This window comes from Methylobacterium brachiatum (assembly GCF_020523825.1).
GTDB classification, from domain to species: domain Bacteria; phylum Pseudomonadota; class Alphaproteobacteria; order Rhizobiales; family Beijerinckiaceae; genus Methylobacterium; species Methylobacterium brachiatum.
Genome location: NZ_JAJALK010000001.1, coordinates 120,985 through 146,471, shown reverse-complemented (window position 1 = coordinate 146,471; position 25,487 = coordinate 120,985). Strand labels below are relative to the sequence as shown.

Below are 25,487 nucleotides of genomic sequence, written 5' to 3'. Positions count from 1 at the left end.
ATGCCCGTGACGGGCAAGCGGATCGCGGTGGTGCTGAAGGGCTACCCGCGCCTGTCCGAGACCTTCATCGCCCAGGAGCTGCTGGCGCTCGAGCGGTGCGGCCTGCCCCTGGAGATCTGGTCCCTGCGCCGGCCCACCGACCGCGCCCGCCACCCGATGCACGCGGCGATCCGGGCGCCGGCCGCCTATCTGCCCGAATACCTGCACGAGGCGCCGCTGCGGGTGCTGCGCGGCCTCGCCGCCGCGCTGACGCGGCCGCGCCTGCCGGCGCTGCTCGCCCTGTTCGCCCGCGACCTTTGGCGCGATCCCTCGGCCTCGCGCCTGCGCCGGCTGGGTCAGGCGCTGGTCCTCGCGCGCGAGCTGCCGGCCGAGGTCGCCCATATCCACGTGCATTTCCTGCACACGCCAGCCAGCGTCGCCCGCTACGCCGCGCTGCTGACCCGGCGGCGCTGGAGTTTCTCCGCCCACGCCAAGGACATCTGGACCACGCCCGCCTGGGAGCTCACCGAGAAGCTGCGCGACGCGGCCTGGGGGGTGACCTGCACCCGAGACGGGCTCGCCCGGCTCGAATCCCTGGCGCCGGGCCGGACACGGCTCGCCTATCACGGTCTCGACCTCGCCCGTTTCCCGGCCCCGCCCCCGCCGCGCGAGCCCCGGGACGGGACCGATCCGAACGCGCCGCTGCGGCTCGTCTGCGTCGGCCGGCTTGTCGCCAAGAAGGGCCATGACGACCTGATCGACGCCCTCGCCGCCCTGCCCCCGGGCCTGCACTGGCGCCTCGAGCTGATCGGCGGCGGCGAGCTCCGCGGCGCCCTCGAAGCCCGGATCCGCGATCGGGGCCTGTCCGAACGCGTGACGTTCCGGGGCGCCCTGGCGCAGCCGGCCGTGATCGCGGCGATGCGCGCGTCCGACCTGTTCGTGCTGCCGACCAAGCCCGCCCCGGGGGGCGACCGCGACGGGCTGCCCAACGTGCTGATGGAGGCCGCGAGCCAGGCCCTGCCGATCCTGGCCACCGCCTTCGCGGGCACGCCGGAATTCATCACCGACGGCACCCACGGCATCCTCGTCGCCCCGGGCGATCCGGCCGCGCTCGCGGCTGCGCTGGCCCGCCTCGCCGCCGATCCGGCCCTGCGCCTGCGCCTCGGCGCGGCGGCGCGGGTGCGCCTGGTCGAGGATTTTTCCGAAGCCGCCGCCGTCGCGCTGATCGCGGAGGCCTTGCGCGCCTCGGCCGGCCTCCCGCCGCCGGTCGTGGCCACGGAACCGGAGCTGGCCGCGTGCGCGTCCTGATCGCGGTCACGCATCTCCTCGGAGCCGGCCATCTCACCCGCGCCGCCGCCCTGGCACGGGCTTTCGCAGCCGCGGGCCACGAGGCTCTGCTCGTCTCGGGCGGAAGGCCGGCCCCGATGGTGCGGGCGGAAGGCCTGCGCTGGGTGCAGCTGCCGCCGCTCCATGTCGCCGGCACCGATTTCGCGCGGCCTTTGGGACCGGACGGTGGCCCGGCCGATGCGGCCCTGTTCGCGCAGCGCCGCGCCCTGCTTCTGGACGCCCTGGCGGATTTCGCCCCCGACGCCGTGATTACCGAGCTGTTCCCGTTCGGCCGCCGGGCGCTGGCCACCGAGTTCCTGGCCCTCGTCGAGGCGGCGCAGGCACGCGGGCCACGCCCGCTGGTCCTGGCCTCCGTGCGCGACATCCTGGTCGCGTCCGCCAAGCCGGAGCGGATCGCGCAGGCGCATGCGCGGGTGGCGCAGCTCTACGATGCCGTGCTCGTCCACGGCGACCCGGCCCTGGTGCCGCTGGACGCCTCCTGGCCCCTCGACGCCAAAACCGCGCAAAAGCTCCGCTACACCGGCTATGTCGACGAGGGCATGGCGGCCGTTCCGAAGTCGGTGCGAAGCGGCGTGCTGGTCGCGGCCGGGTCCGGGCCGGCGGGGCTCGGCCTGCTGCGGGCCGCAGCGGAGGCGGCCCGGCTCCAGCCGGGGCTCGGCTGGCGGATCCTGGCAGGGCACGGCGTGCCCGAGGCTGACCTGGCCGCCATCGGCCACGACCTGCCGGACGGCACGATCGAGCGGGCCCGCCCCGATTACCGCGCCCTGCTCGCCGGCGCGGCCCTGTCGGTGAGCCAATGCGGCTACAACACCGCCATCGATCTCCTGGCGAGCGCGACCCCGGCCGTGCTCGTGCCGTTCGAAGCTGGCGGCGAGACCGAGCAGCGGCTGCGCGCCGAATGCCTCGCCGGGCGCGGCCTCGCCCGGGTGCTTCCGGAGGCGGAGCTGACCGCGGCATCACTCCTGCAAGCGGTGGACGCCCAGCTCCAGGCCGCGCCGCCGGCGCCGCACGGGATCGATCTGGGCGGGGCAGCGCGGACGGTCGCGATCGTCGAGGATCTTTTCGTGCAGAGCCGCATGCCGCCGGATCGGGCGCGGGTGCCCTCTCCCGTGCGGGAGCGTGCGCATCCCGCTTTCGGCCTCCTCCGCAACGCCCTCGACGAAGCCGGCACCCGCTTCCAGCGCGTGCGGTTCTGGTGGCGGGACGACGATGCCGTCGCGGCGTCCCCGGCCCTCGACCGGCTGATCGGTCTCGCCGAGGCCCATCGCGTGCCGATCCTGCTCGCGGCCATCCCGGCCGGGATTGAGCCGTCCCTCGGCGCCCGCCTGGCGTCCGCAAAAGCCGTGCGCATCGCCGTCCACGGCCTGGCCCACCACAACCACGCCCCACCGGGCGAGAAACAGGCGGAGTTCGGCCCGCATCGCCCGCTCGACGCGCTGCGCGACGATGCCGCCGCGGGCCTGCGGATCGCCCGGGAGCGCCTGCCCGGATCAGCGCTGCTGCCGGTCTTCGTGCCGCCCTGGAACCGGCTCGCTCCGGATCTCGCCGCCGCCCTGCCGGGCCTCGGCTATCGCGGCCTGTCGTCGGTGCCCGGGCCGGCGATCCCCGGCCTCGCCCGCGCCGACGCGACCCTCGACCCGATCGACTGGCGCGGCACCCGGTCGCTCCGCGATGCCGAGGTGCTGCTCCGGGACGTCGCCGCCGACCTCGCGTCCGACCCCGCGCGCCCGATCGGATTGCTGACCCACCACCGCGTCCACGACGACGCGATCTGGTCCTTCATCGGCGATCTGCTGTCGATCCTCGTCGCCCATCCGGCCGTGACGCTTGTCGATCCGCAAACTCTATTTTCCGCTGCCGCAGTGGACTCCGGCGCGGCGGCATCTACTCTTCCCGGCTCATCCGCTGTGAGGAATGGTTGAGTTCCCTCCTGTCCATCCGCGACCTCGCGGTCGCGTTCCGCACGGAGACCGGACCGTTCGAGGCGTTGCACGGGTTGTCGCTCGACGTGATGCGCGGGCGGACCCTGGCGCTGGTCGGCGAATCCGGCTCGGGCAAGTCGGTCACCGCCCAGGCGATCATGGGCATCCTGCCGAAATCAGCCGCGATCACCCGCGGGCAGATCCTGTTCCGCGACGGCCCTGCCGAGACCGACATCGCCCGGCTGGATACCGAGGGCGCGGCCATGCGGGCGATCCGCGGCCAGCGGATCGCGATGATCTTCCAAGAGCCGATGACCTGCTTGTCGCCGCTCCACACGGTCGGCGACCAGATCGGCGAGGCCCTGCGGATCCATACCGGCGCCGACCGGAAGGAGGCCGATGCCCGCACCCAGGAGGCCCTGGCCCGGGTCGGGTTCCCCGACCCGAAGCGCGCCCTGAAGACCTACCCGTTCGAGCTGTCCGGCGGCCTGCGCCAGCGCGCCATGATCGCCATGGCGCTGATTTTGAAGCCGGCCCTGCTGGTCGCCGACGAGCCGACCACGGCGCTCGACGTGACCACCCAGGCGCAGATCCTCGCCCTGCTGGCCCGGCTCCAGGACGAGACCGGCATGGCGATCCTGCTGATCACTCACGATCTGGGCGTCGTCGCCAACATCGCCCACGACGTCGCCGTGCTCTACCGGGGCCGGCTGGTCGAGGCCGGGCCCCGCGATACGGTGATGCGCGCGCCGGGCCACGCCTATCTCCGGGCGCTGCTGCACGCGGTGCCGCGGTTCGACATGGCGCCGGGCGAGCGCCTGACGCCGATCCGCCCGGCCCGGGCCGAGATCCCGCCGGTCCAGCCCCAGGCGAAGCCCGCCGGGCCGCTGCTGCGGGTCGAGGGCGTCAGCAAGAGCTACACGCTCCGGTCCGGCCGCTTCTGGCAGAAGCCGCGGATCGTCCAGGCCGTCTCCGACGTGTCCCTGAGCCTCGCGGCCGGGGAAACGCTCGGCCTCGTCGGGGAATCCGGCTCGGGCAAGACCACGGTCTCGAAGATGGTGATGCGGGCGCTAGAGCCCGATTCCGGCCGGATCCTGTTCGACGACGGCAGGGGCCCGCGGGACGTCCACGGGCTCTCGGGCGACGCTCTGTTCGCCTACCGGCGCACCGTCCAGTTCGTGTTCCAGGACCCTTACGCGTCGCTCGATCCGCGCATGACCGTGCGCCAGATCCTGTCCGAGCCCATGGAGATCCACGGCGTGCCGGCGGCCGAGCGGCGCGCCCGCTGCCGGGAACTGATGGCGATGGTCGGGCTGGAGGCCAGCGGGCTGGGCCGCTACCCGCACGCCTTCTCGGGCGGCCAGCGCCAGCGGATCGGCATCGCCCGGGCCCTGGCGCCACGGCCGCGGCTGCTGGTGCTCGACGAGCCGGTCTCGGCGCTGGACGTCTCGGTCCAGGCGCAGATCCTGAACCTGCTCAAGGATTTGCAAGCGGCCCTCGGCCTGTCCTACCTGATCGTCTCCCACAACCTGGCAGTGATCGACTACATGGCGGATACGATCAGCGTGATGTGCCGGGGCCGGATCGTCGAGGAGGCGCCCCGCGCCGCCCTGTTCCGCCGCCCGGTCCATCCCTACACGCGCGCGCTGCTCGCCGCCGTGCCGGATCCGAGCCTCGACCATCCGCTCGATTTCGCCGCGATCACCGGCGACCAGAACGATCCGACCCGCTGGGCGGCGCCCTACCGGCTCGGCCCCGACGAGGCCGGCGCCATGCGGGCGATCGAGCCGGGCCACCGGGTCCGGTTCTCCGCCGCGCAGGACGCGGAGGCCGCCTGATGCAGCCGCGCCCCCCCGTGATGCTGGAACGCCTGCGCCGCAAGGTGCTGTCGCCCCTGTTCGACCGCCTCGGCTACGACCTCGTGCCGGCCGCGCCCGACTGGAGCCACCGCCCGACCTCGCCGCGGGAGGTCGCCACGCTGCTGGAATCCGCCGCCGCGATCCTGGAGCGCGACTTCGCTGCGTCCGGCATCGTGCCGGATGGCGATCTCCTCGACAGCGTCCGGGCCTTCTGGGATCTGATCCCCACCGCCCCGGTCCGGCAGCGACGGGGCGGCAGCGGCTTCAACGGCGCGCTGCAGCTCTACGTGGCGATGCGGGCGCTGAAGCCGGATTTTGTGATCGAATCCGGTGTGTTCCGCGGGCTCACCACCTGGGTGATCCGCATGGCGCGACCCTCGGCACAAATCTTCTGCCACGATCCGGACCTGTCCGGCCTGCACTACCGCGATCCCCAGGCCCGCTACAGCACCGCCGACTGGTCCACGGCCGACTGGTCCGGGATCGATCCGGCCCGAACGGTGGCGTTCTTCGACGACCACGTCGCGCAGGGGCGCCGGGTCGTGGAGGCCCATGCCCGCGGCCTGACCCGGCTGCTGTTCGACGACGACGCCGCCGGCCACCGGATCCACGCCCATGGCGGCCCGGCGCATCCGACCATCGCGATGATCACCGGCCCCGCGCACAGCCCGGAGCCGATCCGCTGGACCCGCAACGGCCGCCACTTCGAGCAGCCGGCCAACGACGCGCTGGTGCGTCAGGCCGCCGGGCTGATCGCCCGCGCCCACGCCTTCGACGATCTCCACCGGGCCACCGGGTATTCGCCGGCACGGCTGACCTATGTAGCGCTGCATCCGGCGGGGGGCGGGTCGTGAGCGATTTCGAGACCCGTGGCGACTTGCCTTCGTTTCTGAGGCCGGGATCGCCCGAAAACCTCGGCGAACGAGGCGCGGGTCCCCTCTCCCGTGCGGGAGAGGGACAGGGTGAGGGGTACAACTTTTCCGGAAGACCCTGGTCCCTCACCCCAACCCTCTCCCGCACGGGAGAGGGAGCCCGTCGCGGTCAGCTTCACCCGAATTGCGATCCCGATGTGGGGCGGGAAACCGGCATCTCCCGCCGCGCCCTGATCGCCGGCCTCGGCGCCGCCGCGCTGCTCTCCCGCCCGCGCCATGCCCGCGCCGACACGCCGCCCGCGGACGCCCCCGCCCCGCCCGAAAAACCGTTCGTGATCGACCTCGCCGCCCGGGGCCGCCGCACCGGCACCGCCGGCGGGACGATCCGGACGCTGATCGCGAAGGCCCGGGATGTCCGCTACCTCTCGGTCTACGGCTATACGCGGCTGGTCGGCTACGATGCCGACCTGCAGCTGCGGCCGGACCTGCTCGAGCGGGTCGATGTCGAGGGCGGGCGCTTCACCTTCACGCTGCGCCAGGGCCACCGCTGGTCGGACGGGCACCCGTTCACGAGCGAGGATTTCCGCTACTACTGGGAGGACGTCGCCAACGAGAAGGCGCTGAGCCCCGAGGGGCCGCCGGCCTTCTTTCTGGTGGACGGCAAGCCGCCTCAGGTCGACTTCCTCGACCCGGTGACGATCCGCTACAGCTGGGACCGGCCGAACCCGATGTTCCTGCCGGCGCTGGCCGCGCCGCGCGATCCGCTGATCTACCGGCCGGCGCATTACCTGAAGACCGTCCACGCCCGCTATCTCGGCAAGGAGGCGGCGGACGCCAAGGCCAAGGCGTTGAAGCTGCGCGGCTGGGCGGCCCTGCACAACCGGCTCGACGACAATTACGAGTTGAACAACCCGGATTGCCCGACCCTGCAGGGCTGGGTGCCGCGCACCCGCTCGCCGGCGACGCGGTTCCGGTTCGAGCGCAACCGCAGCTACCACCGGGTCGACACCGCCGGCACGCAGCTGCCCTATGTCGACACGATCGTGATGGATGTCGCCTCGCAGGGGCTGCTGGTCGCCAAGACCAATGCCGGCGAGGCCGACCTGATGTTCCGCGGCCTGTCGATGCCCGACATCCCGAGCCTCAAGGAGGGCGAGAAGGCCCACCAGTACCGCACCAACCTGTGGCCCGTGGCCCGCGGCTCCGAGATCGCCCTCTACCCGAACCTGACCACGCAGGATTCCGGCTGGCGGGCGCTGAACCGGGACGTGCGCTACCGCCACGCCCTATCGCTCGCCATCGACCGGCGCACGCTCAACAACACGCTGCTCTTCGGCCTGGGCACCGAGGGCAACGACACGATCGTGTCCGACAGCCCGCTCTACGCGCCGGAGCTGCGCACGCTCAATGCCGGCTACGATCCGGCCAGGGCCTCGCATCTGCTGGACGAGATCGGCCTGACCGGCCGCGACGGCTCCGGCATCCGCCTGATGCGCGACGGTCGCGCCATGGAGCTGGTGGTCGACAGCGACGGCGAGGCCGAGATGGTGCTCGACGCCCTGCTCCTGATCACCGAGTTCTGGCGCGAGATCGGCATCCGCCTGGTGACCAAGCCGCAGGAGCGGACCAACCTGCACCGCCGCTCGGTGGGTGGCATGACCGTGATGGTCGCCGCGCAAGGCCTCGACCTCGCGGTGCCGACCGCGATCATGCCGCCAACCGAGCTGAGCCCGGCCCAGCCCGAGCACTACACCTGGCCGCTCTGGAGCGCCAACGTGGAGAGCCGGGGCAAGTCCGGCGAACGCTGCGACATCCCGGAGGTCCAGCGCCTGCTCGACCTCGACCGTCAATGGCGCGACACCGACGATGCGGAGAAACAGGCGGCGATCTGGCGCGAGATGCTGATGAACCATGCGCAGAACACCTGGGTGATCGGCACGGTGGCGGGCGCGCTCCAGCCGGTGGTCGGAGCCGACCGCCTCGTCAACCTCCCCAAGCGCGCCCTGTATTCCTGGGATCCCACGGCGTTGATCGGCGTGCAGCGCCTCGACGAGGTGTTCTGGGACAAGGCTGCCGACACGCGCGCGGAGGTCCGGTGATCGTCCAGATCCTCCGGCGCGTCGTCACGATGGCGCTGACGCTGCTCGTCATCTCGGCCTTGGTGTTCTTCATCATCAAGCTGCCGCCGGGCGACTACCTGACCAACCGGATCATGGAGCTGCGCGCCAGCGGCGAGGCGGGCTCGGTGGCGAAGGCCGAGCTGCTCATCCGCCAATACGGCCTCGACCGGCCGGTCTGGCAGCAATACCTGATGTGGATCGGCCTGATGCCCGGCCCGGTCGGGTTCTCGGGGCTCCTCCAGGGCGATTGGGGCTGGTCCTTCGAGTACGACAAGCCCGTGGCCGACGTGGTCGGCGACGCCCTGTGGCTGACCCTGCTGATCAACCTCACGGCCGTGGTCTTCGTCCACGTGGTGGCGATCCCGGCGGCGATCTATTCGGCGACCCACCGGCACACATTCGGGGACGCGGTGGTGACCCTGCTGGGCTATGTCGGCCTCGCCGTGCCCGGCTTCCTGCTGGCGCTGATCCTGCTGTTCTACGCCAATCGCTGGTTCGGCCTGTCGATCGGGGGCCTCTACGATTCGGCGCTCACCAACCAGCCCTGGGACTGGACCAAGATCCGCTCGCTCCTGGCGCATCTCGTGGTGCCGACCCTGGTGATCGGGCTCGGCGGCACCGCCGCCATGATCCGGCGGATGCGGGCCAACCTCCTCGACGAGCTGGCAAAGCCCTACACGGTCACCGCCCGGGCCAAGGGCCTGCCGCCGATGCGGGCACTGCTGAAATACCCGTTCCGGATGTCGTTGAACCCGTTCGTGGCGGATATCGGCAACCTGCTGCCGCACCTCGTCTCGGGCTCGGTTCTGGTCTCGCTCGTGCTCAGCCTGCCGACGGTCGGCCCGCTGCTGCTCGAGGCCCTGCGCAGCCAGGATCAGTTCATGGCCGGGTTCATCCTGATGTTCGTCGCGGGCCTCACGCTGGTCGGCATGCTGATCTCCGACCTGATCCTGGTCTGGCTCGATCCGCGCATCCGCATGGGCGCGCGGTGACGGGACCGATCATGCCAGAGACGGCCCGCGGCCACTTCGTCGATCCGACGCCGTTCGAGCCGCAGGCGCTCGGCGAGAACCCCGCCGGCAGCGCCTCGGCGTGGCGGCTGATCGTTCGGAAATTCCTGCGCCACCGGATCGCCGTGGCCTCGGCGCTGATCCTGCTCGCGCTCTACGCCACGGTGCCGTTCGTCGAGATGCTCGCACCCTACGGGCAGGCGCGGCGCAACGGCGACTTCCTTCACGCACCGCCCCAGGGCGTGCACCTGTTTCACGATGGGCGCTTCCTCGGGCCGTTCGTCTATCCCTACCGGGCGCAGCTCGACCTCGACACGTTCCGGCGCGACTACGTGGTCGATGCCGGCAAGCCGCAGCCCCTGCGCTTCCTCTGCCGCGGCGACGGCTATGTCTGGCTCGGCCTGATCCCCACCGACCTGCACCTCGTCTGCCCGCCGAAGGACGGCACCCTGTTCCTGCTCGGCACCGATCGGCTCGGGCGCGACCTGTTCTCGCGGATGATCTACGGGGCGCGGGTCTCGCTCACCATCGGCCTGGTCGGTGTGGCAATCTCATTCACGCTGGGCATGCTGTTCGGCGGGATCGCCGGCTATTTCGGCGGGATCGTCGATGCCGGCGTCCAGCGCCTGATCGAGGTGGTGCGCTCCCTGCCCGAGCTGCCGCTCTGGCTGGCGCTGTCGGCGGCCCTGCCGCCGAACTGGAGCCCGCTGCTGGTCTTCCTCGGCATCACCGTGATCCTCGGCCTGCTCGACTGGCCGGGGCTCGCCCGGGCGGTGCGCGGCAAGCTGTTGGCCCTGCGGGAGGAGGATTTCGTCCAGGCGGCCGAGCTGATGGGCGCCTCGCCGGCCCGGGTGATCGGCCGCCACCTGATCCCGAACTTCATGAGCCACCTGATCGCCTCGGCGACCCTGTCGATCCCGACGATGATCCTGGGCGAGACCGCCCTCTCCTTCCTCGGCCTGGGCCTGCGCCCGCCGGTGACGAGCTGGGGCGTGCTGCTTAACGAGGCGCAGAACCTGGCGGCGGTGCAGCTCTATCCCTGGCTGCTGCTGCCGGTCCTGCCGGTGCTGGTGACGGTGCTCGCCTTCAATTTCATGGGCGACGGCCTGCGGGACGCGGCGGATCCGTATCACTAGCGAGCGGTATCGGGTTTGGAACGCCGATCCCATCCACACCTTCATCCCGGCGTGCCCGGTGATTGAAAATCCCGGGGCCGCGAATCGTCCTCCCGGTTATTCCGGACCGGCAGGTCAGCGCCCGTACAACGGACGCTGCCGAGGAAGACTGAACCCAACAAACATACGATCCGTCAGATCCCATTCATGTTGCGAAGCCTTAAATCAATTCGAAAGGCTGGGTATATCCGAGACGGCCGAGCAAAATCTCGAGAACCTTTCTTCTCTCGACATTCCCAATGATTTTTGATTGACGAATCTCAGCATATCACGAGGGATCATCCATGCGCGCATTGATCGTTGCGACTCTTGCGGCCGTTTCGGGAACAGCTCCAGCGCTGGCATATGATTTCGATAGAGAGCGTGAGTTGAATGTCTTGAAAGACATCGCGTCGAGCCAGCGGGAGCAGGTTGCGTTGGCGCGCGAGCAAGCACAGCGCGATCGCGAACGGACGTGGCGCGAAGGCAATGACCGTGTGAATGCCAGTCAAGCCGCGCAAAGCTCCCCCTGCGGCGATCGGCACTGATCGCCCCTCCCTCCGCGAATCCTGCTGCGGTTCGGTACGCCGCCTATGCGCAGCCCGCGGATGTCTTCCCATCGCGTCGCGCCGGGTCAAGACGCCCTCTCCAAAGCGGAAAAGGGGATTCGTGCCACGCCGGCGGCGTGGTCGCGGGCCTACCCAGCCAGCGGCAGCGGCGCGATCCGGGCCGGCGCCGCGGCGCTCTTGCGCTCCAGCAGGCCCGGCGGCGGGACGGGCGCGTCGATCGTGCAGATCACGCCGGTCTCCTCGTAGGTCAGCGTCACCTCGCCAGCCAGCTCGCGGGCGAGGCTGCGCTCGATCAGGCGGGAGCCGAAGCCGGTACGGGTCGGCTTCTTGACCGGCGGGCCACCGCGCTCGGCCCAGCGCAGGTACAGGCGGATCTCGGCTTCGCGCCGCACGGTCCAGGAGATCTCCACCGTCCCGCCCTCGATCGACAGGGCGCCGTATTTCACCGCGTTGGTGCCGAGCTCGTGCAGTGCCATGGCGATCGACAGAGCGAGCCGCGGCGGGAGCCGCAAGGCCGGGCCGACGACCGAGAAGCGCGATTCGTGACCGTCGCCGGATTCGAGCGGCCGGATCGCGTCCGCCACCACGGCCGACAGCTCCGCCCCCTCCCAGCTCTCCCGGGTGAGCACGTCGTGCACACGGGCGAGCGCCAGGAGCCGCGCCTCGAACGCCGCCCGGGCGGCGTCGGCCTCCGGGCCTTCGAGGTTGCGCAGGGACTGGCCGGCGATCGACTGGACCGTGGCCAGGGTGTTCTTCACCCGGTGGTTCAATTCGTGAATCAGGAGCAGCAGGTGCTCCTCGGCGAACTTCGCGTCGGTGATGTCGATGTTGCAGCCGGTATAGCCGAGGAAGTTCTGGTCGTCGTCGAGGCGCGGCACGCCCTCGCAGCGAAGCCAGCGCACGGCCCCGCCCCGGTCGATCACCCGGACCTCGGTGCGGAACGGCGCCCGTGCCTCGAACGCCTCGGCGAAGGCCGCGCGGAAGCTCTCGAGGTCGTCCGCATGGACGATCCGCTCCCAGCCCTCGTTGGTGAGATCCGCCGCCGGGATCCCGAACATGTGCTCGAAATGGAGGTTGGCGAAGCTGACGCCGCCGCTCTCGTCGGTCATCCAGATCAGTGCCGGCGCGGAATCGGCCATGTGCCGGAACCGGGCCTCGCTCTCGCTGAGCGCCGTGAGCCCGCGACGGGTGTCGGCGAGCGCCCGGTCGCGCTCCGCCTCGCGGGTGCGCAACCGCAGCGACGCGTCGGACAGAACCGCCCCGAGCCGCTGAATCTCGTGGACCGGCGACGGCACCCGGGGGATCGCCTCGCCCCGCGACAGCGCCGGCCCGGAGGCCGCCAGCAGCCGCAGCGGGCGCGAGACGCGGGACCAGAGGTTCACCGCCAGCACCGACGAGGTGGCGAGCACCAGCAGGCCGAACCCCGCGAAGGCCCAGACCCACCGGCGCACCCGGGCATCGACCAACGCCTGCGGGATGCTGGTGGCGACCATCCAGCCGGTCAGCCGCGAGCGCGCCTCGATCACCACCACCGGCTTGTGCTGGCGGTCCTGCCCCTCCCAGACCCCCGGCGTCGCCGTCTGGACCTGGCGCAGGCTCGCGAGGCGGGGCTTGCCGACCACGGAATCCGGGTCCGGCAGGCGGGCGAGGACGATCCCGTTTCGGTCCGAGATGCCAGTAGTCCAGCCGGGTACCACCTCCCGGGACAGGATGCCCTGGAGCCGCGACAGCGGCACGGTGAAGCTCAGGATGTAGGCGACCTCGCCCTCGACCATCACGGGCACGCCGACCGCGTAGGTCGCCTCGGCTGGGGTCGGGCCCGGGATGTAGCCGCTGACCATGGCGCGCTGGGCGCCCTTGGACAGGTCGGTGTCGAACGGCAGCGGCATCATCGGCATCGGCGCGCCGCGGGGCACGCCGGTATTGACCACCTCCTGCCCGTTCGGCCGCCGCAGCAGCACGTCGAGGTCGATCGACTCGCGCACCAGGCGGGCCTGCGCGTCGAACGCCTCGAAATCGCCCTGGCGGATCCGCGGCGAGGTCGCCAGCGTCTGCAGCACCGAGACCAGGCCGGCGGTGTCGCGATCCAGAGACAGGCCGATGCCGCGGACATTCTCGCGGGCATCCTGCTCGAAGCGGGCGCGCTCGGCCGAGGCGTAGCGCATCAGCAGGATGCCGGTGAACAGCAGGCCCGGCCCGATCAGGGCGATCACCAGGGCGATCAGGTAGACCTGGGTCGAGAAGCCGTTGCGGCCGAACCGGTAGAGCCGGCGTGCCAGCCATGATCGGCGTGCGGGTTGGATCGCCGGGACGTTCACACCCTCGGCCTCCTGCTCCGGGCTCAAGCGGCGCCCGTCCCCGGCACGCGGTGCCCCGCGGGCTCCTCGCCGTTCCCTCGCTTCATGACCGGTCGATATGGCCGAGATCGCGCTCCGGGTCGAGGTGGTCGCGCACCCTCTGCTTGAGGGCCTTCACATCCGGAAACCCGCCGTCGCGGACCCGCTCCCACAGCAGCACGCCCGCGATCTCGATGCGGAACGCGCCGCCGGTGGCGGGCACGAGGGCGACTTCGCCAAGGTCGTCGCGGAAGGTCGAGAGCAGCTCCTGCGCCATCCAGGCGGAGCGCAGCAGCCAGTTGCACTGGGTGCAGTAGGTGATCGCGACGCGCGGCCGTGCCGTGCGCGCCGCGCCCTCCCCCGTCACGTCGCTGTCGGGCCGCACGGCCGCGTGCTCCTCGTGCATGCGGCCACAGCGCATTGCGGCGCGGTTCTTGTCAACCTCGCAAGCAGTGCTTGACGTTTCGGGTCGGCACGCCCTAGAAGGCCCGGCATCCGGTCGCCGCCTGCTCCAGGCGTCGCCGACCGCGTTGGTTCCGCCCCCGGGTCTCGACCCTTGGCGGCACGGACGGTTAGCACAGCGGTAGTGCGTTCCCTTCACACGGGAAAGGTCGCAGGTTCGATCCCTGCACCGTCCACCATTCTCCTCCCTCCCCCCGAAGGTCCGACGCGCGAGACATTTGCGTCGGTTTGCCACCCGAAACGCCCGTGCTAAGGCCGCGTGATCGGTGAACGCACAAGCTTCGACCCGGCATCAACCGGGCTAGGGCGGCACGAGCAGGGTAAGGGCGGGAACAGCCATGAAGGACATCCTCGACAAGCTCGCGGAGCGACGGGCCCAGGCGCGCCTGGGCGGCGGCGAGAAGCGCGTCGAGGCCCAGCACAAGCGCGGCAAGCTCACGGCGCGCGAGCGGATCGAACTCCTCCTCGACCACGGGTCGTTCGAGGAATTCGACATGTTCGTGCAGCACCGCTCCACCGATTTCGGCATGGAGAAGCAGAAGATCCCCGGCGACGGCGTGGTCACCGGCTGGGGCACGATCAACGGCCGCACGGTCTTCCTGTTCTCGAAGGACTTCACGGTGTTCGGCGGCTCCCTGTCGGAGGCCCACGCCCAGAAAATCGTGAAGGTCCAGGACATGGCGCTGAAGATGCGCGCCCCGATCATCGGCATCTTCGACGCCGGCGGAGCCCGCATCCAGGAGGGCGTCGCGGCGCTCGGCGGCTACGGCGAGGTCTTTCGCCGGAACGTGATGGCCTCGGGCGTGATCCCGCAGATTTCGGTGATCATGGGCCCCTGCGCGGGCGGCGACGTCTACTCGCCGGCCATGACCGACTTCATCTTCATGGTCCGGGACACGAGCTACATGTTCGTGACCGGCCCGGACGTGGTGAAGACCGTGACCAACGAGGTCGTGACCGCGGAGGAACTCGGCGGCGCCAAGGTCCACACCACGAAATCCTCCATCGCCGACGGCTCGTTCGAGAACGACGTCGAGGCGATCCTCCAGATCCGTCGCCTGCTCGACTTCCTGCCGGCCAACAACATCGAGGGCGTGCCCGAGATCGAGAGCTTCGACGATGTCGATCGGCTCGACATGTCGCTCGACACCCTGATCCCCGACAACCCGAACAAGCCCTACGACATGGGCGAACTGATCCGCCGGGTGGTCGACGAGGGCGATTTCTTCGAGATCCAGGCGGCCTATGCCCGCAACATCATGACCGGGTTCGGCCGGATCGAGGGCCGGACCGTCGGGTTCGTCGCCAACCAGCCGATGGTGCTGGCCGGGGTGCTCGATTCGGACGCCTCGCGCAAGGCGGCGCGCTTCGTGCGCTTCTGCGACGCCTTCGCGATCCCGATCGTCACCTTCGTGGACGTGCCGGGCTTCCTGCCGGGCACCGCGCAGGAATATGGCGGCCTGATCAAGCACGGCGCGAAGCTGCTCTTCGCCTATTCGCAGGCGACGGTGCCGCTGGTGACGATCATCACCCGCAAGGCCTTCGGCGGCGCCTACGACGTGATGGCCTCGAAGCATGTCGGCGCCGACCTCAACTACGCCTGGCCCACCGCCCAGATCGCCGTCATGGGCGCCAAGGGCGCGGTGGAGATCATCTTCCGCAGCGAGCTCGGCGACCCGGAGAAGATCGCGGCGCGGACCGGCGAGTACGAGGACCGGTTCCTGTCCCCCTTCGTGGCGGCCGAGCGCGGCTACATCGACGAGGTGATCATGCCGCACTCGACCCGCCGCCGGATCGCCCGGGCGCTCGGCATGCTCCGCACCAAGGAGATGGAGCAGCCCTGGAAGAAGCACGACAACATCCCGCTCTGAGGCGGGGATACGGGCGGACCTCAACGGGTCCGCACATGTCCCGACCGAGCGCGCGCCCTCTCCCATGCACGAGAGGGCGCGCGTCGCGTCTGAGCCAGCCTTGTGGAGGACCCGTCGCGCTTCAGCTCCGGTCGCTGTGCTCGATCACCGCGCAGAGGGTCAGCGGCCCCTTGTCGGGCGAGACCATCGCCGAGCAGGTGATCCGGGCGCCGCCGAGATCGACGTTGCTGTGCCGCAGCCGGACGGCCGCGGCCTGGGCCTTGCGCGCCGCCTCCGTGATGGTCGCCGCATCGATGCCGGTCACGGCGTGCCCGGCCCGGCCGAAGGTCTCGTAGTAGACGTCCGGCGGGCTGGCGCCGCGATACTGGGCCCCCACCGAGGACAGGTCCGGCGCACCGCAGGCGAGGCTCAGGGTCATGTCGGGGCCGGCGGTGAAGTTGGCGTAATCGCTGCGCCGCTCGGTCGCCTTCGCGGCCGTCTCCGCGGTGACCTTGTCGATCAACGTGTCGCAGGATTGCGCCCAGGCGGAATGTGATCCGGCGCTGAGGACGGCCAGGGTGAGGACGGGGAGGAGTGCACGCATCCCGGCGAGGTAGCGCCGGGCGACGCGAAAACGAGCGGCGCGGCGTTCAGGCGCGGGGCGGCTCGCGGGGGATATTGATCGCGGATGGCCGGACTGCCATCGTCCCGGAATCAGACGGAGGGAAGGACCATGGCGTCGATCACCATCCGCAATGTCCCCGACGCCGTTCATCGTGCATTGAAGGTCAGAGCGGCGCGGCATGGCCGCAGTGCCGAAGCCGAGATTCGCGCCATCCTGGAACAGGCCGCGCAGCCTGAAGGCCGCGTGGCGCTGGGTTCGCTCCTGACATCCATCGCACGCGATGCGGGCGAGCTGAGCGATGCCGAGGTAGAGCAGATCAACGATCTGCGCGACACGCGTGCGGCGGAACCGATCCGCTTCGAATGATCCTCCTCGACACCAACGTCATCTCGGAGCTGTGGAGGCGCGATCCTGAACCGAAGGTGCTCGTCTGGACCGATGCTCAAGTCATCGAGACGCTCTATCTATCGGTCGTGACGATTGCGGAACTGCGGCTTGGCCTGGCGATCATGCCGAAAGGTCGGCGGCGTACGACCTATCAAGAGCGCTTGGAAAACGAGGTCGTGCCGGCCTTCGCAGATCGCATCCTGGCATTCGATCTGAACGCGTCAGAGGCTTATGCGGAGCTGATGGCGCGCGCCAAGACGCAAGGACGCGCGATCGGCATGGCGGACGGTTATATCGCCGCCACCGCCGCGTCTCGGAACATGATGGTCGCCACGCGGGACCTCAGTCCATTCGAGGCCGCCGGTGTTCAAACGATCAATCCGTGGGACGGCCGCGCTTAGCGGATCGCCGACGGATGAGGCCGGACAGACGGATCACTGGCCGCTCAGGCGGCGGCGCCGTCCGGGCCCGATCCGCCCAGTTCCAACAGAACGATCTCCGGCGGCACGCCGAACCGCACCGGGATCCGGCTCATGCCGAAGCCGCCGGACACGATCAGGTGGCGCCCGTCCTGGATGACGTGGCCGTAGGCGTAATCGTGGCCGCGGACCCGCCGGATCGCGGGCGAGTGCCCGAACAGCCTGACCTGCCCGCCATGGGTATGGCCGGCGAGCGTCAGGGAGACCCGGTCGGGCACGTCGGCGAAGATGTCGGGCTCGTGGGCCATGAGGATCACCGGCGCCTCGTCGGTGATCGTGCCGAGGGTCGCGGGCAGGTCGTCGAGCCCCTGGTCCCAGCTGTTGAAATAGGGCTGCTGGTCGGCGAGCCCGGCGAGCCAGAAGGGCCGCCCGTCCTTCACCAGCCGCACGGCCTCGTTCTCCATCACCGGGATGCCGCGTGCCTCCAGCAGGTGCTTGACCGCCGGCGAGCCGCGCCGGGAGCGCTGGACGGCATGGTCGTCCCACCAATCGTGATTGCCCAGGATCGCGTGGGTGCCGAGCGGCGCCTTCAGGCCCTCGACCATCCGGGCGAATTGCTCGAGGGGCAGCTTGCGCCAGGCGATCTTGCCGGCCGGGTAATCGCCCAGCATCAGCACGAGGTCGGGCTTCAAGGCGTTGGTGGCGTCGATGATCTCGGCCACCCGATCGAACGGCATGTACGGCTCGCAGATGTGGAAATCGGCGAGCACGGCCACGCGCAGCCGTAGGGCCGGGTCCCAGCGCGGCAGCGTCGGCGCGTAATGCGTCACCACCAGCCGGTGCAGCGGCTCGACATCGACGGCGTAGACCCCCGTCGCCGCCACGAGGCCGGCGCCGGCCCCGAGTCCGGTGAGGAACTGCCGTCGGCTCGGCACGATCAGCATGGGGCGTCCAGAAGCTCTCGAAGTGACCTGCACGGCGCTAAGCGCGCAGTCCGGCGAAACCGGGGCGGCACCAGCCTGACATGCGGACGCTTCAGCGAGTCTGAATCCCGCACCCGGCGATGGCCTGCGGCCGCGGGCGGGCTATAACGCTCGGACAACGCCGCAAGAAACGTCCGGACCCCCATGTTGAACCGCCCCCTGCGCATCGGCACCCGCGGCAGCCCGATGGCGCTCGCCCAGACCGGGATGGTGCGCGACAAGATCGTGGCGGCCAATCCGGGGCTCGAGACCGAGCTGGTGGTGGTGACCACGGTGGCCGACAAGATCCTCGATCGCCCGCTCTCGGAGATCGGCGGCAAGGGCCTGTTCACCAAGGAACTCGAGCAGGCGTTGTTTTCCGACGAGGTCGATGTCGCGGTCCATTCCATGAAGGACGTGGAGACCTGGCTGCCGGACGGGTTGGCCATCGCCTGCATCCTGGAGCGCGACGACCCGCGCGACGCCTTCCTGTCGCCGCACGCGGACGGGCTCGCGGGCCTGCCGGAAGGTGCCCGGGTCGGGACCTCGTCTCTCCGGCGCGGGGCGCAGGTTCTGATGCACCGGCCGGACCTGAAGGTCGTGCCCCTGCGCGGCAACGCCAACACGCGGATGCGCAAGCTCGAATCCGGCGAATGCGACGCGACCCTGCTGGCGCTCGCCGGGCTGCAGCGCCTTGGCCTGCAGGACATGGCCCGCAGCATCCTGTCGGTGGACGAGATGCTGCCCGCGGTGGCGCAGGGCGCACTCGGGATCGAGTGCCGGGCCGACGACGCCGCGATCCGCGACCTGCTGGCGCCGATCGCCTGCGCCCGCACCACCACTGCGATCGCTGCGGAACGCGCGCTGCTCGCCGAACTCGACGGCTCCTGCCGGACGCCGATCGCAGCCCTGGCGCAGATCGACGGCGACCAGCTCAAGCTCGACGGGCTGCTGTTCCTGCCCGACGGCAGCCGGCACTGGGCCGTCTCCCGGCAGGGCCCGGCGGCGGAGGCCGAGCGCATCGGCCGCGAGGCCGGCGCCGTGCTGAAGGAGGCGGCCGGAGAGACCTACACGCGCCATCTGCAGTGAGGAGCGGCTGATGCCGGCGGTGACCCTGGTCGACGTGTTCACGCATGACGGACGGGGCGGGAATCCCTGCCCGGTGATCGCGGATGCGCGGGATCTCGATGCCGACGCCATGCGGGCGGTGGCCGGGCGCTACGGCCACGAATCCGGCTTCGCGCTCCCGGCGGAGGATGCCGCGCACGATCTGCGCTTGCGCTTCTTCGTACCGAACCACGAGATGGAGATGTGTGCGCACGCGACGATCGGCGCGCTCTGGGTGCTGGCCCGGGAGGGCCGCTTATCGGGCGAGACCGTGCGGATCGCCACCGGCAGCGGCTCGGTTACCGGCTTCGTCGCGCCGCGCGCGGACGGCCAGTGGACGGTGGAGATTACCCAGCCGGCGGGGCGGGTGACCCCGCTCGCGCCCGAGCCGGAAGCGGCGGTGCTGGCGGCGTTTGGCCTGAACCGGAACGCCCTCGCCGACCGGCCGATCCACAACGCCGTGACATCCCGGGTGAAGACCCTGGTGCCGATGCGCGATCAAACCGCGCTGAACGCCCTGGCACCGGACCAAGCCGCGGTGGAGGCCGCGTGCACGCGGATCGGATCCACCGGCCTCTACCCCTACGCAGTGCTCGACCGCGATGCCCGAACGTTCGAGGCGCGGCAATTCCCTCGTTCCTCCGGCTACCCCGAGGATGCCGCAACCGGCATCGCGGCGGCCGCCCTGGCTTTCGGGCTGCTGCAGGATGGGCTGATTGCACCGGACGACCGGCCGATCCGGATCTTCCAGGGCCGAGCCATGGGCCGCCTGTCCGAGATCCGGGTGCGCCTGGGCTTCGCGGACGGCCGCGCTATTGGGTGCCTGCTCGCCGGCGACGTGGCGCTTGCTGAGGTGCATCAGGCCCAGGCCTGAATGCGTGGGCCAATCGCGACCGTCTCGCTATCGCGACGAGATCACTCCCGATCGTCACCCTGAGCGCGATCCCGGCGGATGCTGCGTCGGACGGCGATGAGCTGCCAGAGGCCGATCCCGAGGGCCAGGGCGAAGACCAGCCCGATATCGAAAGCCGCGAACAGGCCGTCGCTCACGTGCCGGCCTCAGGACGGTGCGGAGCGGCCGAAGGCCTCGCGCTCGCGCATCCGCTCGATCAGGTCCAGCACGTGCACCACCCGGCCGCCCACGTCCCACCAGGGCCGGAGCGCCGTCCGCCTGCGGTCGGGAACCGGCACATGCGCCATCACCGCGTCGATCAGGAACGCCACTTCCGGCAGGGGCGGTGCCGCGAGGCCCGGCGTCGCAGCACCGGAGCGCAGGGCGCGGGCGATCAGGGCGAGCTTGCGGGTGGTCCGGACCCGGGCGCGGTTCGAGACGGAATCGTGGTCCTGCCGGGCCACGACCCGGCCGATCTCGGCATAGATCAGCGCCGCCGCGCGGATCGCCGGGCGGCAGGGCGCCGGCAGCGCCGCGATGCCGGCCTCCGCTCGCCGGTAGAGCCCATCCGCCTCGGCAAGCAGCCGGGCGACGACGCCCGCCAGCGCCGGGCTCGGCCGCGGATCGGCGAGGAATGCGTCGGGGTCGAGCCCGGCCGCGACCATCCAGTCGAGGGGCAGGTAGAGCCGGCCCATCCTTGCATCCTCGCCGACATCGCGGGCGATGTTGGTGAGCTGCATGGCGGCGCCGAGATCGCAGGCGCGGGCGAGCGCATCCGGGGCGCGCGCGCCCATGATCAGCGCCATCATGGCCCCGACCGAGCCCGCGACCCGGGCGGCGTAGCCGTGCAGCGCGGCCAGGTCCGCGTAGCGCCGCCCCTCCGCGTCCCAGGCGAACCCCTCGATCAGGGCGTAGGGCAGCGCTTCCGGGATCGCATATTGGCCGACGATCTCCGAGAAGGCCCGGTCGGCCGGCGTATCGGCGGGTGCGCCCGCATAGGCCAGTGCGACTCGGCGGCCGAGGCGCGCGACCGCGTCGCGTCGGTCGGAGGCGTTGGGCGCCTCGTCGACGAGATCGTCGGAGAGGCGGCAGAAGGCGTAGAGCCCGTAGGCCGCCTCGCGCACCTCGCCGGGCAGCAGCTTCCCGGCAGCGAAGAAACTCTTCGAGCCGGCGCGGATCGCAACCCGACAGGCGGTGCGATCCGCGGCTCTGGCGAATTCAGGCGGAAACGCGGGCATCCGGAACCACCAGATCGAGGATTCGGGCGGAGGAGAGCACGCCGGGCAGACCGGCCCCGGGATGCGTGCCGGCCCCGACGAGGTACAGGTTGCGCACGTCGCTCGACCGGTTGTGCGGCCGGAACCACGCGGATTGGGTCAGCACCGGCTCGAGGCCGAAGCCCGACCCGCGATAGCTCTGGAAATCGTCCTGGAATTCCCGGGGCGTCGTCACCTTCGAGGTGACGATGGCGTCCGACAGGCCGGGGAGGACGCTCGATTCGAGCATCTCGGCGATCCGGCGCCGGTACGGCTCGGCGAGGGCGCGCCAATCCTGGCCGCCGGCCAGGTTCGGCACCGGGGCCAGCACGTAGAAGGCGTCGCAGCCGGGCGGCGCCAAGCTCGGATCCGTGGCGGTGGGCCGGTGCAGGTAGAGGCTCGCATCCTCGGCCAGGACCTTACGGTCGAAGATATCGGCGAGCAGCCCGCGATAGCGCGGCCCGAGCAGGATCATGTGGTGGGCGACATCCGGGTAGCGCCGCTTCGTGCCGAAGTACCAGACGAACAGGCCCATGGAGGAGCGCGCCCGCCGGAGCCGCCCGGGGCTCCAGCGCCGGGGTTTTGGCAGCAGCCGCGCATGGGTCACCGCCGAATCAGCGTTCGAGACCACGAGGTCGGCCGCGATCGTCTCGCCGCCCGCGAGTTCGACCCCGGTCGCGCTCCCGTTCTCGACCCGGATACGGGCGACGTCGACGCCCAGCCGGACCCGTCCGTTCTGGCTGCGGATCAGCCGGACCAGCCCCTCGACCAGTTTCCCGGTCCCGCCCATGGCGAAATGGACGCCCCAGCGCCGCTCGAGATCCGCGATCAGGCAGTAGATCGCGCTCGCCCGGAACGGGTTGCCGCCGATCAGGAGCGGGTGGAAGCTGAACACGGTGCGCAGCCGCTCGTCGCGGATGAAGCGCGCCACCACGGCATGGACCGAGCGGTGGCCCGACAGGCGCAGCAGGTCCGGGGCGATCTTCAGCATCGAGCCGACGCTGCCGAACGGAACGTGGCCGAGCTGCTCGAAGCCGATCCGGCAGACCGCGCGGCTATGCGCCATGAACCGGTCGTAGCCGGCGACGTCGTCGGGGGCGAAGCGCGCCACCTCGGCGCGCATCCGCTCGGGATCGCCGCTATACTCGAAGGTTGCGCCGTCGGCGAAGCGGATCCGGTAGAACGGATCGATCGGGACCAGCGTGACGTCGTCGGGCAGGCGGCGGCCGGCGAGCTGCCACAACTCCTCGAAGAGCTGCGGCGCGGTGACGATGGTCGGCCCTGCGTCAAACGTGAAGCCGTCCTGCCGGTGCACCCTGGCGCGGCCGCCCGGCTGCTCCAAACGCTCCAGCACGGTGACCCGGTAGCCCCGGGCCCCGAGCCGAACGGCAGCGGCCAAGCCGCCGAAGCCGGAGCCGACGACGACCGCGTGGGGCCGCCGATCCGTCTCCTGCCGTTCCGACTGCTCGACCGCGAGTGTCAACATAATTTGACACTATGCCGGGGATTTCTCCGTAAGCAAGGGCGAAACGTCGATCCGCCCCCGCCGATGTCTCAGCCTCAGAATTCGCCGGCTAGACCGGCCCGGACGCCGACATTGCTCTCGCCCGCGTAGGCGACACCGGCGGTCACGGCGATCGGCACACAGCAGGTCGGCAGACGGTGCGCGACGGCGACGCCGCCGGCCCATTCCCCGCGATAGGTCGCGCCGTTGGTCGCCCAGGTGGTCTTGCCGGGAGCGGACGGCATCGGCGCGGTCGCCATCGCGATCGCCATGGCCACGCCCTGACGGGCTTCCTTACGGGTCTGGACCGCGTAGCGCTGCATCGTGTCGGTCTTGGCCTCCAAGTTATTCACCTGGGCTTGGACCGAATCGATCCGGTTGCCGAGGCCGGCGATGGTGGAGGGGCCATAGGCCGAGGCGGCGAGATTGCCGGCGGCGTCGGTGGTCACGAAGTTGGTCGCACCGCTCTGGGCCGCGGCGCTCGCCTGCGAGGCGACGCCCGCCAGGGTGTAGGTGTTGGCGGCATTGCCGATCGCCACCTGGTTGGCCTGGGTCGTCTTGACGTTGGCGCCGATGGCGATGGTGTTCGCCTGGTTGGCCGCCGCGCCATTGCCGAGCGCCACGCTGTTGTTGCCGGCGGCCGAGGCCGCCGCACCAATCGCCGTGGATCCCGTGCCCGTGGCGCCCGCGACGAAGCCGAGCGCCGTGCTGCCGGCTCCTGACGCCGCCGAGGCCGTACCGACCGCCGTGCCGCCGAGCCCCTGGGCGCTCGCCGCGTAGCCGACGGCGACGCTGCCGGTATTGACCGCGGCCGCCCCGGTGCCGACGGCGGTCGAAGCCGTCCCGGCTGCGCTCGATCCGAAGCCCACCGCGAGGGCGTCGGCCCCCACGGCGCTCGGTGCGGCCTGACCGCTGGTGTTGTTGGCAGCGACACCCGTGGCGCTGGAGAGCTGGGAAAGGCGCAGATCGGCAATTAAGGTCTGGCCCTGGGACTGCGTGACGTTGCCGGTCACGATATAGATGCCTTGGCCGTTGCCGCCGCTGCCACCGCCAGCAGTCCCGCCCGCGCCACCGGCCCCGCCGGCGCCACCCGCACCCCCAGCACCGCCTGCTCCGCCGGTACCGCCACCGCCGGTGCCGCCACCGCCACCGCCGCCGGCGCTTCCGCCAACTGAGCCGAGGTACAGGCCGGTCCCGAGCAGGCCCTCACCGGGACCCGTGGTTCCGACCAGAAGGCCGGTCCCAAGGACGCCGCCGCTGGTGCTGCCGACATTCAAGCCCGTGCCGAGGACGCCGGTGCCGGGATTAGTGGTGCCGACGGTCACCCCGGTCCCAAGAACACCGCCGCCGGTGGTACCGACGTTCAGGCCGGTGCCGAGGATGCCCGTCCCGGGATTGGTGGTGCCGACCGAGATGCCGGTTCCCAGAATACCGCCTCCGGTTGTATCGAGGGCACCTCGGAGAAGTTGTGCCTGTGCCGGCGCAACCATCGGAAGCGCGAACAACGTGCTGGCGAGCAGGGGGGCGATGCGGCCGGCCGACCAGGGCAGGATAGCATTTGAGATCCGCTGCCCCGTCAGGGCGTCGGTCAGTTTACGCATCTGGAGACTCCATTGCCGTGCGGCCCTGCAGATCCCGCCGCGGTCCTGAAGTCCGGCGGGCGCTAGGCTGGTACAGACACAGCTTCTGGTAGAATGCTTAACACCAACTTTCGGTTGTATTTGTAATCGCAATTTCGCGTCTCGCGCTGCATCTCCTGCCGCGCTGCGGCGGCGGGTCCGCCCGCCTCAGAAAACGCGCCTTTTCGCAGCGATATCGGCTCCGACCGGGGGTATAGGGGCCGAGCGAGCGCCGGCCGGAGAGAATGGACGCGTGATGGACGGGCGGGACAGGACCATCTTCGTTGCGGGGCACCGCGGGATGGTGGGGTCGGCGATCGTGCGCCGGCTGCGCGAGCTGGGCTACACGCGGATTCTCACGGCGGACCGGCAGGCGTTGGATCTGCTCGATCAGGCCGCGGTCCGGGCCTTCTTCGCCACGCACCGGATCGACCAGGTCTACTTCGCCGCCGCCAAGGTCGGCGGCATCCACGCCAACAACACCTACCCGGCCGAGTTCATCCACGAGAACCTGCTGATCCAGTCGAACCTCATCCACGCCGCACACACGAGCGACGTCGACCGGCTGCTGTTCCTGGGCTCCTCCTGCATCTACCCGAAGCACGCGGAGCAGCCGATGCGCGAGGACGCGCTGCTGACCGGGCTGCTGGAGCCGACCAACGAGCCCTACGCGATCGCCAAGATCGCCGGGATCAAGATGTGCGAGAGCTACAACCGCCAATACGGGCGGCGCTACCGCAGCGTGATGCCGACCAACCTGTACGGGCCCAACGACAACTTCCACCCGCAGAACGCCCACGTCCTGCCGGCGCTGATGCGGCGCCTGCACGAGGCGAGGCAGGAGGGCCGCCCCTCCGTCACGGTCTGGGGCACGGGTCGGGCGATGCGCGAGTTCCTGCATGTCGACGACATGGCCCGTGCCGGCGTGTTCGTGATGGAGCTGGACGACGCGGTCTACGCGGCCAACACCCGGCCGGACTTGTCGCACATCAATGTCGGCACCGGCGCGGATTGCACCATCCGCCAGCTGGCCGAGGCCCTGGCGCGGGTGATCGGCTACGAGGGCCGGCTCGAGTTCGACGCGACCAAGCCGGACGGCACGCCGCGCAAGCTGATGGACGTGTCGCGGCTGCGCGCCATGGGCTGGCAGCCGGAGATCGGCCTGGAGCAGGGGCTGCGCCAGACCTATGGCTGGTTCCTCGAGAACCACGCCACGCTGCGCGGCTGATCACGGCC

Annotated in this window: 22 protein-coding genes and 1 tRNA gene; 15 read left to right on the top strand and 8 right to left on the bottom strand. The window is 70.7% G+C overall.

The annotated features are described in order from the left end of the window. The 8 genes from LGR69_RS00660 (at position 1) to LGR69_RS00625 (ending at position 10,811) form a co-directional block, all read left to right on the top strand. Positions 1–1,287, top strand: coding sequence for a glycosyltransferase (locus tag LGR69_RS00660; protein ID WP_230365205.1), 1,287 nt, complete (start codon positions 1–3; stop codon positions 1,285–1,287). After that, on the top strand, positions 1,275–3,248 hold the full coding sequence (locus LGR69_RS00655) for a glycosyltransferase (protein WP_230364881.1): 1,974 nt from the start codon (positions 1,275–1,277) through the stop codon (positions 3,246–3,248). Before LGR69_RS00660 ends, LGR69_RS00655 begins: the two co-directional genes overlap by 13 nt. Beyond that, positions 3,245–5,086, top strand: a complete 1,842-nt coding sequence (locus tag LGR69_RS00650) for an ABC transporter ATP-binding protein (RefSeq protein WP_230364880.1) — start codon at positions 3,245–3,247, stop codon at positions 5,084–5,086. The genes LGR69_RS00655 and LGR69_RS00650 overlap by 4 nt, the downstream gene beginning before the upstream one ends. Further along, entirely contained in the window at positions 5,086–5,961 is an 876-nt protein-coding gene (locus tag LGR69_RS00645; protein WP_230364879.1) for a hypothetical protein, read from the top strand. Before LGR69_RS00650 ends, LGR69_RS00645 begins: the two co-directional genes overlap by 1 nt. Continuing rightward, positions 5,958–8,078 carry an ABC transporter substrate-binding protein gene (locus LGR69_RS00640; protein WP_370881343.1) on the top strand — a complete coding sequence of 707 codons (2,121 nt, stop codon included), beginning with the start codon at positions 5,958–5,960 and terminating at the stop codon, positions 8,076–8,078. Before LGR69_RS00645 ends, LGR69_RS00640 begins: the two co-directional genes overlap by 4 nt. After that, positions 8,075–9,091, top strand: coding sequence for an ABC transporter permease (locus tag LGR69_RS00635; RefSeq protein WP_230364877.1), 1,017 nt, complete (start codon positions 8,075–8,077; stop codon positions 9,089–9,091). The genes LGR69_RS00640 and LGR69_RS00635 overlap by 4 nt, the downstream gene beginning before the upstream one ends. A gap of 11 nt (positions 9,092–9,102) precedes the next feature. After that, positions 9,103–10,245, top strand: a complete 1,143-nt coding sequence (locus tag LGR69_RS00630; RefSeq protein ID WP_230364876.1) for an ABC transporter permease — start codon at positions 9,103–9,105, stop codon at positions 10,243–10,245. A 323-nt stretch (positions 10,246–10,568) separates the two neighbouring features. Further along, positions 10,569–10,811 carry a hypothetical protein gene (locus tag LGR69_RS00625; RefSeq protein ID WP_230364875.1) on the top strand — a complete coding sequence of 81 codons (243 nt, stop codon included), beginning with the start codon at positions 10,569–10,571 and terminating at the stop codon, positions 10,809–10,811. Between the two features lie 149 nt (positions 10,812–10,960). Here LGR69_RS00625 and LGR69_RS00620 read toward each other — a convergent pair whose 3' ends face one another. Then, a complete protein-coding gene (locus tag LGR69_RS00620; RefSeq protein ID WP_081496980.1) occupies positions 10,961–13,177 on the bottom strand; it encodes a sensor histidine kinase in 2,217 nt (738 codons plus the stop codon). Between the two features lie 55 nt (positions 13,178–13,232). Further along, positions 13,233–13,574: an Rdx family protein gene (locus LGR69_RS00615; RefSeq protein ID WP_007563614.1), complete on the bottom strand. Its 342-nt coding sequence runs from the start codon at positions 13,572–13,574 to the stop codon at positions 13,233–13,235. Positions 13,575–13,734: 160 nt separating this feature from the next. On the opposite strand from LGR69_RS00615, the gene LGR69_RS00610 reads away from it, so the two are divergent. Both LGR69_RS00610 and LGR69_RS00605 read left to right on the top strand, forming a co-directional pair. After that, positions 13,735–13,809: transfer RNA gene (locus LGR69_RS00610), tRNA-Val, on the top strand. Between the two features lie 159 nt (positions 13,810–13,968). Further along, positions 13,969–15,501 carry an acyl-CoA carboxylase subunit beta gene (locus LGR69_RS00605; RefSeq protein WP_007563612.1) on the top strand — a complete coding sequence of 511 codons (1,533 nt, stop codon included), beginning with the start codon at positions 13,969–13,971 and terminating at the stop codon, positions 15,499–15,501. Positions 15,502–15,622: 121 nt separating this feature from the next. Here the strand turns inward: LGR69_RS00605 and LGR69_RS00600 are convergent, their stop codons facing one another. Then, positions 15,623–16,084, bottom strand: coding sequence for an ABC transporter ATPase (locus LGR69_RS00600; protein WP_230364873.1), 462 nt, complete (start codon positions 16,082–16,084; stop codon positions 15,623–15,625). Between the two features lie 129 nt (positions 16,085–16,213). On the opposite strand from LGR69_RS00600, the gene LGR69_RS00595 reads away from it, so the two are divergent. Together LGR69_RS00595 and LGR69_RS00590 are read left to right on the top strand one after the other, a co-directional pair. Then, entirely contained in the window at positions 16,214–16,471 is a 258-nt protein-coding gene (locus LGR69_RS00595; RefSeq protein ID WP_230364872.1) for a FitA-like ribbon-helix-helix domain-containing protein, read from the top strand. Then, a complete protein-coding gene (locus tag LGR69_RS00590) occupies positions 16,468–16,893 on the top strand; it encodes a type II toxin-antitoxin system VapC family toxin (RefSeq protein WP_230364871.1) in 426 nt (141 codons plus the stop codon). The genes LGR69_RS00595 and LGR69_RS00590 overlap by 4 nt, the downstream gene beginning before the upstream one ends. A 44-nt stretch (positions 16,894–16,937) precedes the next feature. Here the strand turns inward: LGR69_RS00590 and LGR69_RS00585 are convergent, their stop codons facing one another. Further along, positions 16,938–17,855: a metallophosphoesterase gene (locus tag LGR69_RS00585; protein WP_230364870.1), complete on the bottom strand. Its 918-nt coding sequence runs from the start codon at positions 17,853–17,855 to the stop codon at positions 16,938–16,940. 183 nt (positions 17,856–18,038) lie between these two features. Here LGR69_RS00585 and hemC point away from each other — a divergent pair, with 183 nt between their 5' ends. Together hemC and LGR69_RS00575 are read left to right on the top strand one after the other, a co-directional pair. Beyond that, the gene (gene hemC, locus LGR69_RS00580; RefSeq protein ID WP_007563605.1) at positions 18,039–18,962 is read left to right on the top strand and encodes a hydroxymethylbilane synthase; all 924 of its coding nucleotides are present in this window, start codon (positions 18,039–18,041) and stop codon (positions 18,960–18,962) included. Between the two features lie 10 nt (positions 18,963–18,972). Then, positions 18,973–19,854 (top strand): PhzF family phenazine biosynthesis protein, encoded by an 882-nt coding sequence (locus tag LGR69_RS00575; RefSeq protein ID WP_007563603.1) that lies wholly within the window; start codon positions 18,973–18,975, stop codon positions 19,852–19,854. A gap of 41 nt (positions 19,855–19,895) precedes the next feature. Here LGR69_RS00575 and LGR69_RS31750 read toward each other — a convergent pair whose 3' ends face one another. The 4 genes from LGR69_RS31750 to LGR69_RS00560 all read right to left on the bottom strand — a co-directional run bounded on the left by LGR69_RS31750 (position 19,896) and on the right by LGR69_RS00560 (position 24,233). After that, entirely contained in the window at positions 19,896–20,030 is a 135-nt protein-coding gene (locus LGR69_RS31750; protein ID WP_007563601.1) for a hypothetical protein, read from the bottom strand. Positions 20,031–20,039: 9 nt separating this feature from the next. Then, entirely contained in the window at positions 20,040–21,110 is a 1,071-nt protein-coding gene (locus tag LGR69_RS00570; RefSeq protein WP_230364869.1) for a phytoene/squalene synthase family protein, read from the bottom strand. After that, positions 21,091–22,614, bottom strand: a complete 1,524-nt coding sequence (locus tag LGR69_RS00565; RefSeq protein ID WP_230364868.1) for a phytoene desaturase — start codon at positions 22,612–22,614, stop codon at positions 21,091–21,093. The genes LGR69_RS00570 and LGR69_RS00565 overlap by 20 nt, the downstream gene beginning before the upstream one ends. Before the next feature lie 74 nt (positions 22,615–22,688). Beyond that, the gene (locus LGR69_RS00560; protein WP_230364867.1) at positions 22,689–24,233 is read right to left on the bottom strand and encodes a hypothetical protein; all 1,545 of its coding nucleotides are present in this window, start codon (positions 24,231–24,233) and stop codon (positions 22,689–22,691) included. 274 nt (positions 24,234–24,507) lie between these two features. Between LGR69_RS00560 and fcl the strand changes: the two genes are divergently transcribed. Beyond that, positions 24,508–25,479, top strand: a complete 972-nt coding sequence (fcl, locus tag LGR69_RS00555) for a GDP-L-fucose synthase (protein WP_230364866.1) — start codon at positions 24,508–24,510, stop codon at positions 25,477–25,479. Positions 25,480–25,487: the final 8 nt, after the last annotated feature.

Coding starts and splice junctions, on each gene's coding strand:
- LGR69_RS00590 (WP_230364871.1), top strand. CDS start 16,468: ATGATCCTCCTCGACACCAACGTCATCTCGGAGCTGTGGAGGCGCGAT.
- LGR69_RS00615 (WP_007563614.1), bottom strand. CDS start 13,574: ATGCACGAGGAGCACGCGGCCGTGCGGCCCGACAGCGACGTGACGGGG.
- LGR69_RS00605 (WP_007563612.1), top strand. CDS start 13,969: ATGAAGGACATCCTCGACAAGCTCGCGGAGCGACGGGCCCAGGCGCGC.
- LGR69_RS00625 (WP_230364875.1), top strand. CDS start 10,569: ATGCGCGCATTGATCGTTGCGACTCTTGCGGCCGTTTCGGGAACAGCT.
- fcl (WP_230364866.1), top strand. CDS start 24,508: ATGGACGGGCGGGACAGGACCATCTTCGTTGCGGGGCACCGCGGGATG.
- LGR69_RS00645 (WP_230364879.1), top strand. CDS start 5,086: ATGCAGCCGCGCCCCCCCGTGATGCTGGAACGCCTGCGCCGCAAGGTG.
- LGR69_RS00575 (WP_007563603.1), top strand. CDS start 18,973: ATGCCGGCGGTGACCCTGGTCGACGTGTTCACGCATGACGGACGGGGC.
- hemC (WP_007563605.1), top strand. CDS start 18,039: ATGTTGAACCGCCCCCTGCGCATCGGCACCCGCGGCAGCCCGATGGCG.
- LGR69_RS00595 (WP_230364872.1), top strand. CDS start 16,214: ATGGCGTCGATCACCATCCGCAATGTCCCCGACGCCGTTCATCGTGCA.
- LGR69_RS00660 (WP_230365205.1), top strand. CDS start 1: ATGCCCGTGACGGGCAAGCGGATCGCGGTGGTGCTGAAGGGCTACCCG.
- LGR69_RS00560 (WP_230364867.1), bottom strand. CDS start 24,233: ATGCGTAAACTGACCGACGCCCTGACGGGGCAGCGGATCTCAAATGCT.
- LGR69_RS00630 (WP_230364876.1), top strand. CDS start 9,103: ATGCCAGAGACGGCCCGCGGCCACTTCGTCGATCCGACGCCGTTCGAG.
- LGR69_RS00585 (WP_230364870.1), bottom strand. CDS start 17,855: ATGCTGATCGTGCCGAGCCGACGGCAGTTCCTCACCGGACTCGGGGCC.
- LGR69_RS00570 (WP_230364869.1), bottom strand. CDS start 21,110: ATGCCCGCGTTTCCGCCTGAATTCGCCAGAGCCGCGGATCGCACCGCC.
- LGR69_RS00565 (WP_230364868.1), bottom strand. CDS start 22,614: ATGTTGACACTCGCGGTCGAGCAGTCGGAACGGCAGGAGACGGATCGG.
- LGR69_RS00600 (WP_230364873.1), bottom strand. CDS start 16,084: ATGCGTGCACTCCTCCCCGTCCTCACCCTGGCCGTCCTCAGCGCCGGA.